The sequence below is a fragment of the Pseudoalteromonas agarivorans genome (genome assembly GCF_024518735.1).
Taxonomy (GTDB): Bacteria; Pseudomonadota; Gammaproteobacteria; order Enterobacterales; family Alteromonadaceae; genus Pseudoalteromonas; species Pseudoalteromonas atlantica.
The window spans coordinates 26803-42728 of record NZ_JANIGJ010000003.1; the positions used below are offsets into that span (position 1 = coordinate 26803).

The following is a 15926-nucleotide window of genomic DNA, read 5'->3' on the forward strand; positions in this document are numbered from 1 at the left end:
TCTTCTCCAACTTCAAATTCGTTAATACGTTCGATGACTAGTAAATAGGGATGCCACAAAGTTAATTCAACTGTAAAAATGAAAAAAAATTCATTTTTTGTAATTTATTTAACAAAAAACCTTAATAAAAGTAGGGTTTGATGTTTTTTACGCCAAATACACCTATTTAACACAACTAGTCTGACCAGTTGTTATGTGCTATATATGTCTGATAATGATAATTTCAAGGATATTAACGATGCATTTTGATGACTTATTAAAACAAGCCGCTGCTATTTCAAGCTCTTCTTCGGCTTCGCTTGCCAATAACAGCAATACAATGGAGTTTCCTGCTAATTGGTGCCAAGGTAGAACCGCTTTTGGTGGCCTTTCTGCTGCACTACTTTATCAAGCAATCAGAAAACACATTGACCCAAGTAGACGATTACTGTCTTTGAGCACTAATTTTGTTGGGCCGCTGCTCGCCGATACACCTTTTTCATTGTCAGTTGAAATTTTACGCCAAGGTAAAAGCAGTACTCAGGTATTAGCTAAAGTGATTCAGAGTGAACAAGTGTGCGTTATTGTCCAAGCGTGTTTTGCTATTGATAGGCAATCGGGTGTTAATGTACCGGTTAGTAAAGAAATGGGATTAAAGCCTGTGGATGCACGTCATACATTGCCGTTTATTGAAGGGCAAATGCCTGAGTTTTTCCAACATGTTGATTTATGTCCGCAGCAAGGCGCTATGCCTTTTAGCGCTGCACAGACCTCGCATTTAGGCGGCTGGATGCGCTTTAAACATACCCCAGAGGCAATTACCGAAGCACATATAATAGCCCTTACCGATGCGTGGCCTCCTACATTATTACAAATGTTTAAACAGCCAGCTCCTGCAAGTAGCATGTCGTGGTATTTAGAATTTGTGCAAGAGCCAACGCTTACACCCGGTGAATGGTTAGGCTTTGAAGCAATTACACATCATGCTAAAGGGGGTTATGGCTTAGAAGATGGCTGTATTTGGTCGCAATCGGGGGAGCTAATTGCTTTGACACGTCAAACCGTTGCTTTGTTTGATTAAGCACCGCTTAGCTTACTAATGAGCTTAGTGGTAACCACTCATTATTTGTTGATATTTTCCCTTTGCTTTTATAGTTAGCAGGCCTTTATCAAATGTTTTTTGCAGCACTGCGCTGTTAAAATAAGCAGGGCGTGGGGCTTTTGGAAAAATTGGGTGAATATTAACGGGTAATGAGTGCGCATAGTCATTATTATAGTAATGAAATATCCGCTCATCGAGGATAATTACATCCACCCAGTCTTTCATTAGCCTATCGACTTGCGCACGCTGATTGACTACTTCTTCATAACTTGCAAACTGAGCAACCCCTTTTGCAAATGTGGGTGGTAAATAAGCTGTTGCATGTTGAAATCCTAATACACTTTTATTGTTTAGCTCTTTTATAGTCTCAATAGTAAAGTTGCGCTTTTTAAGTGATACCGCCACATTTTTATAACTCAATACTGGCTGACTAGAATAAATACCTGCGCCGCGCTTTCCTGCGTAATTAAGCAGTATATCCACATTACCGCTATGCAGTTGCTGCTCGGCGCGCTTGTTAGACATGTAAATAACCACAATATTATCTAAGCCTTGCTCAATAAGTGCCGCTTTAATTATATTAAGTTGTATACCCGTATCTGTTTTTTCTATTACATAGGGAGGAATAGTCGCACTGGCAGCAATCACAATTGGCTGTTTTTGCCAAGCGGCAGACACTGGCGGGCTTATAAAAAAACAGCTAATAAAGCAAAGTAATAACAGCCTCACATCTATCCTTAACGTATTGTTATTGCGCTTAATGATGAATCGCGTTGTATTAATAACTTAAATATAGCAAAATTGCGTAAACATTCTTCTTTGATGGTTATAACTTGCAAACAATTTGCCCGTGCTGCGACCTAATAATTGATATACCCGCAATAGCCGATAAGCAAATGGCCGTGTGCCCGCATTGTCACCATAAGTTGTGCGAAGGTGATGTAAACAACGACAGTAAAGTAGTTGCGCTAAGTATTGGCTCATTACTAATGCTATTAAGCAGCATGTTTTACCCGTTTATTTCATTTAGTAGCAGCGGAATAACGCAAACCATCACCCTGCCCGATGCTGCCCGAATTTTATTTAATTACGACAGTGAGTTACTTGGCTTATTTATTGATTTAAGCATTATTGCGCTGCCAATGAGCTTACTGATCATTCTTATTCCTATGCATCTTGGGCTTTTGCAATCTTTGCCTGAGGCCATCGCTAGGCGATTGCTCAAGTTTACCTTGGCCCTTGAGCCGTGGATCATGTCTGAGATATTTTTAATTGGCGTGTTAGTAAGCATGGTTAAAATTATGTCGCTTGCCGACATTAGTTTTGGCACCAGCTTTTGGGCATATATTGGCTTTGTTATTATGTATATTGCGGCGCTTGCCCATTTAAATAAGCCGCGCTTATGGGCACATATTAAACCAGCAACAACACTCGAAGACGCAGCACATGCCAAACGCGCTATTGATCAAAACATTAAAGCTTGCCACGTATGCCATCAACTGTGTAAAAGTAGTATTTGCCCGCGTTGTCACACTAAAACCCATGTAAGAAACCCCAACAGTGTTCAAAAAGCAACGGCTTGGTTGGTGACTTCTGTACTGTGTTACATACCTGCAAATCTATTACCAATAATGCACACTACCAGCCTGGGTGATGTGTCACCGTCAACCTTAATTGGCGGCGTACTGACACTTTGGAAAAGTGGTTCCTACCCCATTGCTGCCATTATATTTTTGGCCAGCGTAGTGGTGCCACTGGCCAAAGCCTTTGTGCTTAGCTTTTTATGCATTATGGTGGCAAAACCTGCTAACAAGCACACAAAAGGCTATACTAAAATTTATCAACTTACTGAATTTATTGGCAAATGGTCAATGATCGATGTATTTGTTGTTGCTATACTCGTTGCCTTAGTGCAACTAGGCAACTTAATGTCAATTACCCCAGGGCTAGGCATTGTATTTTTTACTGTTATGGTAATATGCCAAATGATGGCTGCACATGCGTTTGATCCGCGCTTGTTGTGGGATACACCAAAAAACAAACATTCAGAGAATAAAGCATGACCGAAACGGCTAATGTAACAACAAAACCAAAAATTTCTGCTATTTGGATTATTCCACTGATAGCCTTATTAGTTGGTATATGGATGTTGTATCAATACCAAGCAAATGTAGGCCCTACTATTTATATAAAAATGCCCCACGCAGAGGGCATTATTGCAGGTAAAACAGAAATAAAAGTGCGCAGTGTTAAAATTGGTCAAATTGATGCTATACGCCTTTCTGACTCGCAAGATAGCGTTATTGCCCGCGCACAAATAGACAAAAACTATAATGAGCTCCTCACCGAGGATGCCAAAATTTGGGTTGTTAAACCTCGTATAGACGAAACGGGCATTAGTGGTATGAGTACGCTTTTGTCGGGTGTTTATTTAGAGTTTTCACCGGGGGAGAGTAAAAAACTAAAAGAGCGTTTTGTATTACAAGACGAGCCAGCCCTTATTGGTAAAGATGTAAAAGGTGGGCGTTTTCAGTTACTCAGCTACAACGCTGAAGTGCTAGAGGTAAGCACTGGGATATTTTTTAAAAACTATAAAATAGGCCAAATAGAAACCGCTACTTTTGACTGGAAAAACCAAGCAATGAAGTACGGTATTTTTATTAACGAACCGTATCAAAACCTCATAACATTAAACTCTATATTTTGGGTTAATGCCGGCATTGAAATAGATTTGTCGGCCGATGGCATTAATATAAGTACCGGCTCATTAAGTAAACTCCTCAAAGGCGGTATTTCGGTTGGCTTGCCAGAGCAACAAGCCCCAGGCGACTTAGCCCAAGACGGCCACAACTTTTCGCTAAGCCAAAGCTACAAAGAAGCACTAGAAGAGCGCTTTTACGACTTTGATTACTACATTATTGATTTTGAACAATCTATACGTGGCCTAAGACCCGGCGCGCCTGTGGAATATCGCGGCACCCGAATTGGTACCGTGGTAGAAGCCCCCGCTAACGTTATTGTTAATGGCAAACCTGCACATTTTAAAAACCATAATACGGCGGTGCCGGTACTAATTAAAATTGAGTATGGCCGTTTATATCACGATAGCGCAGCGGCCAAAGAGTTTTGGCAAAGTAGCCTAACCGGCTGGATAAAAAATGGTATGCGTGCTTCTTTAAAACCCGGCAACCTTTTAACTGGCGCAGTGTATGTAGATTTTGATATATACCCCGACGCACCAAAAGCGCATTTAGCAAAACTTGCCCAATATGATGTATTTCCGAGTATTTCTAGCGGCATTACGGTGCTTGCCGATCAGGTCTCGGATGTGCTTAACAAGGTAAACGATTTAAAAATTGAAGACAGCCTAGCGCAAATGCAGGCTACATTTAGCGACTACCAAGCGCTTGCTAACGAAATGCGTGCGTTATTAAGCCAAAAAGATACCCAAAACTTACCCGGCGACTTTAACCGTAACTTTGATAAAATGACCAAAAGTATGGAGCAGTTTGAAGTGACCATGCGTCAATTTGATAAAACCATGGCAAGTTATCAGGCCGGCTCTGAGTTTCATCATCAATTACAGCAAACCTTGCTTGAATTTAAACGCTTAAGTGAAGAAATTCAGCCGCTTACACGGGGTTTAAACGAACAACCTAATATGTTTATTTTTGATAAAGCACTCCCTGCTGATCCACAACCAAGGAAGCAATAATGAAACACTTATTTTTAGCCATAACCGTGTTAATTACCCTTGCAGGGTGCAGTGCGTCAATTCAAACCGCAACGCAGTATTATCAGTTTGAACAACCCATTGCTTCATCATCACGCCATGTAAAAGAAACTGATGCCCAATTAAGAGTGCAAACTGTAGCCCTTAGAGGCGCATTAAATAATTTGGGCATAGCAATGAAAATTGATAGCAACCAAATTCATGCGGCAAATTACAACCTATGGGGTGAATCGCCCGATGTGATGCTCACCGCTACAGCGCAACAAACCCTTTTTAATGCAATGCCTAATTGGATGGTCATTAAGGGCTTACCGGTAATTACCGAGCTTGATCAACAAACGTTTTTCGAGCTTGAATATGAAGTGCACCACTTTAATGGTGATATGCAAGGCAACGCTGATATTTCTGGCCTGTGGCGCTTATATTACACCCACCCAGAAACCGGCCGCAGCCTGATTAGTGTGCATAATTTTTCGCATGTAGTTCCAATAGAAGATGATGGTTACGATGGCTTAGTGGCTACCCTTGAGCAAACTTGGCAAAACATAAACCTAAGCGTAGCAAAAGCCATAGAGCAAGCGCGACTTTAATAACCATATATAGTTATGGCGGTTTTATCATTATTAATAACCGCCTTGCCTACCCTATTAAAACCTAACTTTAATAATACACACTGAGAAGCGGTGTTATTAGCTGCGCAGATAGCACTGACCTGCTTTATCCCAAGTGCGTGCCTATTATGTAATAGCGCTTTGGCCGCTTCAAAAATATAACCGTTTTTCTCATAACGGGTTAACAAGGCAAAACCTAAATCTGGCAGTTGCAGTACGTCGCGTTTATAAAAGCCCACAACTCCTACTACTTCACCATTGTGTAAAGTAATAATATAAGGGCCAAACCCTTGATGTTTATGGGATGCTCTAAACGATTGCTCAATGTAGCGCGTGGCATCGCTGTGCGTATGAATGGCTTTATCGCCAATATATTTTATAAAATTTGGCTGATTCACCAAAGTAATTAACATGGCTGCATCGTGCTCATTTGCATAGCGCAATAATAAACGTTGGGTTTTAAATACGGCCTCCACGTTATCTCCTATAAAAAGTTATTTTGTACGTAAATTTTTATTGACTGAAATACAAAACCGGATTATTTTTGCGCCGATGTTTTTACAGGCACAACAATAGCGGCATGCTTCTCTTGCACCGTCTGGCGCCAAAGCCAACGCGTTTCCCTTTCGCTATTAATTTAACATAACAGCAAAGCACCCTACGCGGCAAAAGCAGTGACTTGGCACGTAATAACTATTACCTGCTTTGTTTTTGTTAAGCAATTTATTATTTAAATATGCTTTTAATTTTGTGAATCTTTAAATGCTTGAACCTTCTGCATTAAGTTTGCTGCCACCAGCGGTGGTTGTGGTATTGGCTGTTGTTTTACGCCGCCCTATTTTATCTTTACTTATTGGCGCTTTAGTCGGCTTAGTAATAGCCGACCCAGCTCAGGTGCTTGCTAACTTTGCCAGCACGTCACTTAAAGTAATGACCGACGAAACCATAGGTTGGTTAATACTCGTGTGCGGAGGCTTTGGCGCTTTAATCGCTTTATTAGTGCGCACTGGCGGTGCGTCGGCGTTTGGCAAATTAGCGCTAAAATACACTAGAGGTAAACGCTCTTCTTTATTTATGACCTTTTGTTTAGGTGTGGTTATTTTTATTGATGACTATTTAAATGCGCTTACCGTTGGTGAAACGATGAAACGCATTACCGATAAATTTAAAGTTAGCCGAGAAATGCTCGCCTACGTTGTAGATTCAACAGCGGCACCTATTTGCGTACTTGTCCCTTTATCGACTTGGGCGGTATTTTTTGGCGGCTTGTTAGTCGATAACGGCATTGCCGAGGAGGGCAAAGACATTGCGGTTTATATTCAAGCCATTCCTTATATGTTTTACGCCTGGTTTGCAGTATTGGTGGTTTTGTTAGTGGTACTGGGTGTTATACCTGCTATTGGGCCTATGAAAAAAGCCGAAAGGTTAGCGCAAGTTGAGCAAGCCACTGTAGACCCTGCGCAATTTAGTGATATTCAAACAGCCGACGAATACGCTGTAAAAGCAGTAGAAGAAAGCTTTGAAGATGCCGACCCTAAAGGAAAATTACACAACTTTTTACTGCCTATAATTTTACTAGTAGCCTTTACAGTTTACTTTGAAATAGATGTATATAAAGGCTTATTGGCAACTATGGCGGTAACGCTTCCTTTTTATGCACTACAAAAATTAATGAGCTTTAGCGAAATGATAGAGCGCATGCTTGATGGCTTTAAAAGCATGATACCGGCTATTGGCACTGTAATAGCGGCATTTATATTTAAAGATGTGTGCGACTTAATTAGCTTACCGCAGTTTGTGATCAGTAGTTTGAGCCCGTACATGACTGCCCAATACTTACCGGCGGTGGTATTTATTGCTATGGCGGTGTTAGCGTTTGCTACAGGCTCTAGTTGGGGTATTTTTGCTGTGTCGATCCCAATAGTTATGCCACTGGCAACTGCCGTTGACGCTAATATTCCACTGGTTATTGGCGCGTTGTTATCGGCCTCATCATTTGGTAGCCAAGCCTGTTTTTACTCAGACTCTACCGTACTTGCAGCACAAGGCTCTGGCTGTAATTTAATGAGCCATGCAGTAACGCAACTACCTTATACATTAGTTGCCGCGGCACTTGCCGTTGTCGGCTTTATTGCTATGGCATAAATTAAGTTAATATAAATAAAAACCCCAATGTAGTACTACACTGGGGTGTTTTACCAATCCACAATAATACTTAATTAAGCGGATTGGTATTCTTTTAGCTGTATAAATATATATAGCTTATTTTTGTAATTTAATACCATTGTAATAGGTTTCAAGCGATTGAATTTTGGTTTGATTTGGTAAATCAGCAAAGTCGCTTTCTACAAACTTAGTACCACGTAACTGCACATTTAAACGTGCGGCTTGTGGGTTTAGCATAGTTTGTTTGTAGTACTGCTTAATATCCTCAAGCGTTACTTTTTCAACTTCATCAATTAGCTTTTGCTTAGAGTCAAAGTTAAAGTTTTCACGATACCAATCGGTAATAAGTGGCCCCATTTCATCGCTTAGGTTTTTAGGCTGCTCTTTTAGTGATACAAGCGTGGCATTTTTAAGTTGAGCAAAAGTATCTAAGCTCATATTATCAAGCTCTACCGCGTACTCTTTTTTGAATTGATCAAAACGTGCCTGTATTTCTTTTGGCCCTTTAACAGGTGTTTGAATAAACAAGCCAATTGCCGAGTAATCCTCTATTGGGCGAGCCAGCGCGCCTACGGCGTATGCAAGTTGCTCTTCGGTACGCATTTTATCAAATGCAATGGTTCTAAAGTGGCTTTGTAACACCGCAGCTTGCGCTTTTTGTTTATACCCTGGCACTGGGTGAACAGTCATATCAACTACTGCCACATCGGCAACATCAATATCTTTTTGCAATACTCGCGTTTCGCCTGGCTGCGGTAACCATGCTTTACTGCGCGCAAACTCACTCGATGTATGATTGCTTGGTAAAGTGGCACTTAACTCAGTGGCTATCGATTCTATATCTTGTTGGTTGTAATTACCGTAGCTAAATACACGTAAATCGTTGGTGGCAAATGTGGCCGTTTTTAGCTTGTTTAAATCGGCAACGCTTAGCGATTCTGCCGCTTTTATCAGTGCCTCTGTATCAAAGCTGCCTGTGCGGATAAGTTTTGAGTAGGCGCCAAATGCTTGTGCATACGGAAATTGCTTTTGCTGATTTAACAAGCCACGTTTGTAGCGATCAATGCCTTGGGTAAATGCTTGTGCAGTTACGTCGGCTTTTAACCCGCTTAGCGCTTGTTTTAAAAGTACATCTTGCTTATCGGTAAAGCCACTCATTGATAAAACTAAACCATTACTTGGCGCAAGGTTTACACTCATGCCGGCAATGGCGGCTTCGGTGCTTAGTTGGCTTTGTTGAATGTTATATAAGTCGGCCCATACTGAGTAAAGTACTTCAGCATTAATATCATTTAAGCCTGGTTGGGTATTAATATATACCTCAACCAACCCCTTTGGCTGGGCAGCAAATTTTTGGCTTGCTTGGCGCCATACTTTTACGCCGTTTTTATCGTAAGCCAGTTCAGGGTGTTTCTGCTCTTTAAACTCAGCTGTTTTAATCGCGAAGCTTTCAGGTAGTAAGTTATTTACACTTGGTAAAGCAAGCTTAAACTCGCTTGATGTTTTCCAACTGGCAATTTCGGCATCGCTAATATCTTCTATGCGGTATTTACCATCATAAAAATACAGTTGCGAGTCGGTTTCTTCTTGTTGCGAAATATACCAAACGCGCAGCGTATCGGCATTTAATTGTTTAAGTACCTCGTTTATCGCCTCTGCGTCAAATTTGGCATAATAGTAAGGTGCATCAATGGCATGATTTAATGGGTAATCTTGCATGCTACCAGTAAGCGCGCTGACATAGCTAAACTCATCGCCTTTTTCTAAAAACTTAAATTGATTGCTAAGTGATGTACGAATTTCATTAAAGTACTTAGCATCTACACCTTCTTTTTTAATCAGTTCAATGTATTGCATAATAGTTGCGACAATTGTTTCGCGGTTTTTCATGCCTTCATCGGTTAATTCTAGCGAAATAGTAAGCGCGCCGTAATTGCCGTACTGACTAGGAGAAGGAGACGCTGTTAATTGCGATACCCAGCCTTTGTCGCGTAGTAATTGTGCCGGGCTACCTGGCATCTCATTACTTAATAAATAACTGACATAACGGTTAGGTTTAACCGCAAAGTCGCTGCTGTTGTTATTAATCGTAAACTCAAGTTGCAGCTGTTTTACGTCTTCATTAGGTGAGTAATATACTTTTTTGCCACCGGCTTTATCAAAATCAAGCTCTGCAGTAACGGTTGGCTTTTCAATGTGTTTATTTTCGATATCGGCAAAATAAGTTTTTGCTTTTTGCTCCATTTGCTCAATTGGCAAGTTTGAAATAAGCGCCACTTTCATGATATTTGATGAATAGTATTTATTGTAAAAGTCGACCGTTTCTTTGTGTAATTGGCTGCCTTCTTTGTCTCCTAGCGTTTCTAGGTTACCAATTAAAAAGCGATTTGCCGGGTGATCACCCATCATTTTACGGGCAAGTTTAAACTGGCCAAAAAAGTCCATTTCGCGGCGCATCGACCACTCGGCATTTACAGCGTTTTTTTCTTTATCTGCATATTCAGGGTACAGCTTAGGGGCTTTAAAAAAATCAGCAAAACGGTCTAGCGCTTCATCAAAGGCATCGTTATTAATTTTAAACATGTAGTTGGTAATATCGAGCCAGGTATACGCATTATTTACCCCGCCATTTTTGGTCATAAAGTCAGAGTAGCCTTTTGTATCGGGGTAGCGCTCTGTGCCTAAAAAAAGCATATGCTCTAAGTAATGTGCCATACCTTGCTGCATCATAGGGTCGTGTAGTAAGCCTACGCCTACACTTAGCGATGCTGCTGATTTTTCAGCGCTTGGATCAGAGACTAAAATGACTTCTATTTCGTTTTCGAGGGTAAGAGTTTTATATTCGCGCGTATCATTTGGGCTTACAACTAATGTGTCTGAGAGTAAGAAGCTTTGCGAAGAACTAGCAACCGATGAGGTAGATGATGTATTTGTACAGCCACTTAAAACTGCTAAAGCGATGACGCTAAAACCAAGAATTTTTTTCATTATGTTTTTCCATTAAAATTGCGCTTAGGATGCGCTCAAAACAACGTAATAGAGCTAAATTAACACTAACAATTAAGGGTTTACCACAAAATAATACTAATTTATGTAACACATTGTGAAAAACACCTGCATACTTAAAGTCAGTAAAATAATAACGAAGGAAATAGGATGGAAAAAATAATAATACTCGCCATGTTTGCACAAGTAACGTTATCGCTCGTTGTAATGTTAATTATGGGCAAGCGACGCTTTGCTGCTGCAAAAAACAAACAATTACAGTTGAGCGATTTTAAAACCATGCGCCTTGATAACGCAGGCGATACCGTACGCGTAGCTGATAGAAACTTTACCAATCAGTTTGAAATACCAGTGCTTTTTTATATCGGTTGTATTGTTGCATTGCAACTTAACAGCGCTAGCTACTTAATTACTGCGCTTGCTTGCTTATTTGTTATTTCGCGTATTGTGCATACGGCTGTTCATATTGGCAGTAATAATGTAAGACTGCGCTTTAATGTTTTTTTACTAGGCTGCGCCAGTGTGTTTGCTTTATGGCTTGCGATTGTTTGGCGAATTTTAGCATTTTAGTAAAAGCGGCTTAATTAGCCGCTTTTTTATTTACTGTTTAACACATAATTAGTATTTAGCGCGTTTTAAGCGTTTACCCACACCAAGCAGTGCAATTAAGCAAAAACCAATACCCATACTCCCACCCGAACTGCTCGATGAGCCAGCCTCTGCTGATGAATCGTCTTGGCTTATTAATGTATTGGCTGTTGGGTTTAAGTTGGCAGATGAAAGCGGGTCGTCATCTAATACCACCACACTATTAATAGTTACAAAGTTAGCGCTGCTCAGAGCGACGTCGCTACTTGAGCATTGTTCACTGGTTATATCAACCAACGGGATATCGCCGCAGTGTACCAATCCAGCAATATTATCGAGCGTAGCTTGGCTTTGCGCTGTAATTTGTCCAAATACTGTAAAACCGCCATTTTGAGTATCAAGCGCTTCGCTATTATCAACCACATTAAAAAACCACTGGCTCGTTGCGCTGTTTTCATCGTTGGCTAATTTAGCCATCGCGATTGTGCCCTTCACATTAGATAAAACAGGCTCATTAACAACAGCAGGCTTGGTGGTTATTGGCACTAATTCGTCGGTAAATGTAAAGCCGCCGCCTTGTATTACAAAGTCGCTGACTGAGCGGTGTATTACGGTTTGGTTGTATGCGTCATCTTCAATATAACTTAAAAAGTTAGCAACCGTATTGGGGGCTTGTTGATCAAACAAGTTAAGCTCTATCACCCCGTGCGAAGTTTGCATTTCAACAATAGTGGCTTGGCTAGTAAAGCACGAAAACGCAAGTAGTGAGCCAATCAGGCACTTTTTCATTATGAGTCCTTTTTGTTATTGTTATTTAAATTAAGTGTTAATTCTAATCCACACTATACGCCAAGAAAAAGCATTTAAAAGGCACAACTACAATTAACACCCTTTTAGTTACACTTCATTACATATTCTTTTAAATAACACTCGCTGTATTCGCTTTGTGTAAAAGCATTTAATAATTTAATATTACTTTTAAAACTCGAATATAAAAAAGTATAAAATAAGTACGTTATTTATCGCTAAATTAGTTTAAACTAACCGCCTAATAAATTAAGCACACCATAATAAATGGGTATTTCATGCGTATAATTATTTTATTTTCAGTTATTTTATCTGTTATAGGTTGTACAAACTCACCTTTAAACACCTCCACTGCCCCACAGTATATTACTGTATTACATACTAACGATAATCACGGGCGCTTTTGGCATAACGAAAAAGGTGAATATGGTATGGCAGCGCGTAAAACGTTAATTGACGCTTTACGTAACAAAGCTCAACAGCAAGGCCATGAAGTATTGCTGCTTTCTGGCGGTGATATTAACACCGGTATACCTGAGTCAGACTTACAGCACGCAGAGCCTGACTTTAAGGGGATGTCGTTACTCGGTTACGATGCTATGGCAATTGGTAACCATGAATTTGATAACCCACTGAGCGTTTTAAGTAAGCAGCAGCAATGGGCTACCTTTCCTTTACTGTCTGCAAATATTTTTGACAAAGCAACTGGGGAAAGCGCATTTCAAGGCTATAAAATTTTTGAAAAGGGGGGCTTAAAAATTGCGGTTATAGGACTTACCACTACAGACACCGCTAAAATAGCTAACCCACAATATATTGGCCATTTAGAATTTAAAGACCCCGTTGATGTGACGGCAGCTCTCGCTAAAAAAATTAATGAGCAATACAACCCCGATATCACTATTGCACTTACTCACATGGGCCATTATGTAGATGCAAACTTTGGGATTAATGCCCCGGGCGATGTCACACTTGCCCGCTCTTTACCCGCTAATACCTTAGATATGATTATTGGTGGTCACTCGCAAGAGCCGGTTTGTATGGCAGCTAAAAATAAAAATGACGATAACTTTAAACCCGGTCTTGCGTGTAAGCCCGATCAGCAAAACGGCACATGGATTATGCAAGCACATGAGTGGGGCAAGTATGTGGGTAAGGCAGAGTTTAAGTTAGAAAACGAAAAGCTCACCCTACTCGATTATAAATTGCTGCCAGTTAATTTATATGTTGATGAAATTCAAGCCGATGGGTCTAGTAAACAAGTATTAGCCAACGAATACATTAAACCCGATCCGACCCTAGAAGCTTTTTTAGCAAGTTACCAAGCAAAAGGCGCAAAACAAATTGCAGGTAAAATTGGCAGTGTTGATGCGCGTTTAGAGGGCGATAGAAACAAGGTACGTTACCAACAAACTAATTTAGCGCGTGTGATTATACAAGCACAAATGAATGTAGTTGGCGCCGACTTTGGCCTTATTAGTGGTGGCGGAATAAGAAGCTCTATTGAAGCTGGCGATATTAGCTATAAAGATATTTTAAAAGTACACCCGTTTAAAAATCGCATTACTTACATGGACTGGCAAGGGCGTGATTTATGGAACTACTTAGAAACAGTGACCAGCTTCCCTGTTGATGCAGGTGCCTATTTGCAATATCACAAATTAGCGTTTACCCGTAAAAATGGCAAATTAGTCAGTGTACTCATTGATGGTAAGCCATTTGATGAAAATAAAACTTACCGTATGAGTTTAAATAGCTATAACGCATCAGGTGGTGACGGTTACCCTGCTATTAATAAACTAAAAGGGTTTGTTAGCACAGATGAAACCGATGCCCAGGCACTTAAAACCTTTGTCTCACAAAATAGTCCACTTAAAGCTGCGCAGTTTGCACCTAAATAACAAAACGTTATTAAAAGATAATGTTTAAGGAAAGTAGCTGTCTACTTTCCTTTTATTTCTATGTTTCCCTTTGCAATATTTATTAAGCCGTAACTGTGTAAACGTGAGCGAGAGCCCTCGCCATATGCTTTAGGCGGATAATAAATGTCTTTCATATCAGGGTGTTCATTTAAGACTTCGTCAAGAGCTGCACGAATCTCACTGAGTGTTTTTTCTAAGCTGCTATTAAAATTTGGCCGCTTGCGTATAGTATGCCCAAGCTCAATCAACCTATAAAAGTACTTATTAGCAAGCTCTATAAGCTCATCTGGCACGTATTTATTTTGATTTAGCACAACATCTTTATTATCACGACAAAACTCTATTAATGCTAAATAAAAGCATAGCGGTTTGTTAGCTAAACACACTGTAGCCTCAGGCATAGAACTATTACTGAGTGTTTTAGTGTTTAAATCAATGATCAATGCCAGCTCTTTTGGTTTTCCTAAGTCAGTATCAGCGTTCAGTGATGGGCCTTTAGCATCTACAGGCATACCTATAATAGACTTCAGCCATTTGCTAAATAAAATACTCAAAACTAAAAATAACAAGCAAATCAAAAACCTGTTTTCTGACCAAAACTGTGCGTTTTTCTCAAACACTAAAGAGACATGGGTAGTGCTCGACTTGAGTGTTCTTACAAACTGGTTTGGCTTTAAAGTTAAAGGCTTAGCAGATTTTGGCACAATTTTAACTAAGCGAAGGTTATTGTCTAAATAGCCGTTGAGCTTTAATAAGTAGTCTTGCACTGCATGTTGGTTACCCGAGTGCTTTAAAAGCTCATTAGAGAGCGCAATTAACGGTAAATCCAGTGCAACTTGTTTTTCGGTTTCAATAACCTGGCGTTTAATAGCGTCACTCTGCTCATTAATTACAGACACATAAAACACTAAACAGTTAATAATAAAAACAGCGCAGCCAAAAAAAACATATTTATACTTATCCATTTTTAACGCTCTCATCTTTAGCTGTTACCTGCTCTGAACTGCAATCCCAGTACGATTGCGCCTCTTTGTAATAACTCAGTGTCTGCTCCTTTGACATATCAAGAATATGACGCTGTACAGCACATAAAAGGTCTGTATTGTTTTGCTGCATTTTTAGATACCAGCGCGAACCTGAAATTTTATTACTTAAAGGGGTAATATAATTTTTTGAAAAACGGGCAGCATCACTTTCTTTCCAAAAAGACGCAATAATATCGACCTGCCCATTAGCTAATAAGTCACGAAGCTCGCTGTGCGAACTGGCGTAAGTAATATCTAAATTGGCTAAGTTGATATTTAAATCTTTAAACATTTTCTTTGGAAGTATATGGCCAGAGCGGCTTGTAGGGTAATCTAATAAGCCTATACGCTTATCTAAAAAGTATTGTTTTGTTAAGCGTGGTTTTTCTTTTGAGGAGATAAAAAATGCGGTGTAATCAGAAAAGCCCACCACAGATTGATAGTTATAAGTTAGCTCTGCATTAAAGGCGTCCATTATATTATTTTTTGCAAGTACGAGGTCTGCAATCCCTTTGCCTACAAAATCGAAGCTTTCCGTTGTACTGTCACCCCAGTAACCTTTAACTGAACCGTATTGTTTCGTTACCACGGTATCAAGGCATAGAGACTCTGTAAGCTTCTCTGCCACGCTTTGCGATGGCGTAAATACAATAAGCTGATTTTTGTTTTCACTGGCTGTTGTATAACATTGTGTTGACGTTTTTATTAGTTCTGGGAAATTTATTTCATCACTTTTAACGCTCACCTTTCCAACAGACCATGCAGCAACCATAACCAGAAACAAAAGTGTAACAAACGACAGTTTATGTAACATGACCTTTCCAAACCCCATCAATAAGATGTACCTAACAACGCTAAGGCTTTATTTGAACAATATTATTTACTTATTACAACAGGTAATTTTACCCATCAAAGGTAAGCCATTGATTTAATGTGATTATGAATAAGAAATAATGAATACTCTTGACTCCTTTCTATATTTAGCAA

The 15926-nt window shown here is 39.9% G+C and carries 13 protein-coding genes; 7 read left to right on the plus strand and 6 right to left on the minus strand.

Going from position 1 to position 15926, the window contains the following annotated elements; translation table 11 throughout:
- The first annotated feature begins 238 nt into the window (after positions 1 to 238).
- Entirely contained in the window at positions 239 to 1060 is an 822-nt protein-coding gene (locus NQT65_RS06800; RefSeq protein WP_256850776.1) for a thioesterase family protein, read from the plus strand.
- 24 nt (positions 1061 to 1084) lie between these two features.
- Here NQT65_RS06800 and NQT65_RS06805 read toward each other — a convergent pair whose 3' ends face one another.
- The gene (locus NQT65_RS06805; protein WP_256850777.1) at positions 1085 to 1810 is read right to left on the minus strand and encodes a substrate-binding periplasmic protein; all 726 of its coding nucleotides are present in this window, start codon (positions 1808 to 1810) and stop codon (positions 1085 to 1087) included.
- Between the two features lie 167 nt (positions 1811 to 1977).
- Between NQT65_RS06805 and NQT65_RS06810 the strand changes: the two genes are divergently transcribed.
- Genes NQT65_RS06810 through NQT65_RS06820 form a run of 3 tightly spaced genes read left to right on the plus strand, consistent with a single transcriptional unit; the run spans position 1978 to position 5404 of the window.
- A complete protein-coding gene (locus tag NQT65_RS06810) occupies positions 1978 to 3144 on the plus strand; it encodes a paraquat-inducible protein A (protein WP_236695089.1) in 1167 nt (388 codons plus the stop codon).
- Positions 3141 to 4796, plus strand: a complete 1656-nt coding sequence (pqiB, locus tag NQT65_RS06815) for an intermembrane transport protein PqiB (protein ID WP_138684659.1) — start codon at positions 3141 to 3143, stop codon at positions 4794 to 4796. Before NQT65_RS06810 ends, pqiB begins: the two co-directional genes overlap by 4 nt.
- A complete protein-coding gene (locus NQT65_RS06820; RefSeq protein WP_256850778.1) occupies positions 4796 to 5404 on the plus strand; it encodes a PqiC family protein in 609 nt (202 codons plus the stop codon). Before pqiB ends, NQT65_RS06820 begins: the two co-directional genes overlap by 1 nt.
- Here NQT65_RS06820 and NQT65_RS06825 read toward each other — a convergent pair.
- Entirely contained in the window at positions 5401 to 5901 is a 501-nt protein-coding gene (locus NQT65_RS06825) for a GNAT family N-acetyltransferase (RefSeq protein WP_256850779.1), read from the minus strand. The two genes, NQT65_RS06820 and NQT65_RS06825, sit on opposite strands and share 4 nt — an antisense overlap.
- 286 nt (positions 5902 to 6187) lie before the next feature.
- Between NQT65_RS06825 and NQT65_RS06830 the strand changes: the two genes are divergently transcribed.
- The gene (locus tag NQT65_RS06830; protein ID WP_256850780.1) at positions 6188 to 7570 is read left to right on the plus strand and encodes a Na+/H+ antiporter NhaC family protein; all 1383 of its coding nucleotides are present in this window, start codon (positions 6188 to 6190) and stop codon (positions 7568 to 7570) included.
- 117 nt (positions 7571 to 7687) lie between these two features.
- Here the strand turns inward: NQT65_RS06830 and NQT65_RS06835 are convergent, their stop codons facing one another.
- A complete protein-coding gene (locus tag NQT65_RS06835) occupies positions 7688 to 10579 on the minus strand; it encodes an insulinase family protein (RefSeq protein ID WP_256850781.1) in 2892 nt (963 codons plus the stop codon).
- 168 nt (positions 10580 to 10747) lie between these two features.
- On the opposite strand from NQT65_RS06835, the gene NQT65_RS06840 reads away from it, so the two are divergent.
- Entirely contained in the window at positions 10748 to 11167 is a 420-nt protein-coding gene (locus NQT65_RS06840) for an MAPEG family protein (RefSeq protein WP_256850782.1), read from the plus strand.
- Between the two features lie 48 nt (positions 11168 to 11215).
- Here NQT65_RS06840 and NQT65_RS06845 read toward each other — a convergent pair whose 3' ends face one another.
- Entirely contained in the window at positions 11216 to 11974 is a 759-nt protein-coding gene (locus NQT65_RS06845) for a peptidylprolyl isomerase (protein WP_126009027.1), read from the minus strand.
- Between the two features lie 296 nt (positions 11975 to 12270).
- On the opposite strand from NQT65_RS06845, the gene ushA reads away from it, so the two are divergent.
- Positions 12271 to 13893 carry a bifunctional UDP-sugar hydrolase/5'-nucleotidase UshA gene (gene ushA / locus NQT65_RS06850; RefSeq protein WP_256850783.1) on the plus strand — a complete coding sequence of 541 codons (1623 nt, stop codon included), beginning with the start codon at positions 12271 to 12273 and terminating at the stop codon, positions 13891 to 13893.
- 41 nt (positions 13894 to 13934) lie between these two features.
- Here the strand turns inward: ushA and NQT65_RS06855 are convergent, their stop codons facing one another.
- Positions 13935 to 14879: a hypothetical protein gene (locus NQT65_RS06855; RefSeq protein WP_256850784.1), complete on the minus strand. Its 945-nt coding sequence runs from the start codon at positions 14877 to 14879 to the stop codon at positions 13935 to 13937.
- On the minus strand, positions 14872 to 15753 hold the full coding sequence (locus tag NQT65_RS06860; protein WP_004588735.1) for a type 2 periplasmic-binding domain-containing protein: 882 nt from the start codon (positions 15751 to 15753) through the stop codon (positions 14872 to 14874). The genes NQT65_RS06855 and NQT65_RS06860 overlap by 8 nt, the downstream gene beginning before the upstream one ends.
- Positions 15754 to 15926 lie beyond the last annotated feature (173 nt).

What these genes read in the sequence shown, in the direction of transcription:
- ushA (WP_256850783.1), top strand. Translation starts at nt 12,271, where the DNA reads ATGCGTATAATTATTTTATTTTCAGTTATTTTATCTGTTATAGGTTGT.
- NQT65_RS06830 (WP_256850780.1), top strand. Translation starts at nt 6,188, where the DNA reads ATGCTTGAACCTTCTGCATTAAGTTTGCTGCCACCAGCGGTGGTTGTG.
- NQT65_RS06820 (WP_256850778.1), top strand. Translation starts at nt 4,796, where the DNA reads ATGAAACACTTATTTTTAGCCATAACCGTGTTAATTACCCTTGCAGGG.
- NQT65_RS06840 (WP_256850782.1), top strand. Translation starts at nt 10,748, where the DNA reads ATGGAAAAAATAATAATACTCGCCATGTTTGCACAAGTAACGTTATCG.
- NQT65_RS06835 (WP_256850781.1), bottom strand. Translation starts at nt 10,579, where the DNA reads ATGAAAAAAATTCTTGGTTTTAGCGTCATCGCTTTAGCAGTTTTAAGT.
- pqiB (WP_138684659.1), top strand. Translation starts at nt 3,141, where the DNA reads ATGACCGAAACGGCTAATGTAACAACAAAACCAAAAATTTCTGCTATT.
- NQT65_RS06860 (WP_004588735.1), bottom strand. Translation starts at nt 15,753, where the DNA reads ATGTTACATAAACTGTCGTTTGTTACACTTTTGTTTCTGGTTATGGTT.
- NQT65_RS06800 (WP_256850776.1), top strand. Translation starts at nt 239, where the DNA reads ATGCATTTTGATGACTTATTAAAACAAGCCGCTGCTATTTCAAGCTCT.
- NQT65_RS06855 (WP_256850784.1), bottom strand. Translation starts at nt 14,879, where the DNA reads ATGGATAAGTATAAATATGTTTTTTTTGGCTGCGCTGTTTTTATTATT.
- NQT65_RS06845 (WP_126009027.1), bottom strand. Translation starts at nt 11,974, where the DNA reads ATGAAAAAGTGCCTGATTGGCTCACTACTTGCGTTTTCGTGCTTTACT.
- NQT65_RS06810 (WP_236695089.1), top strand. Translation starts at nt 1,978, where the DNA reads ATGGCCGTGTGCCCGCATTGTCACCATAAGTTGTGCGAAGGTGATGTA.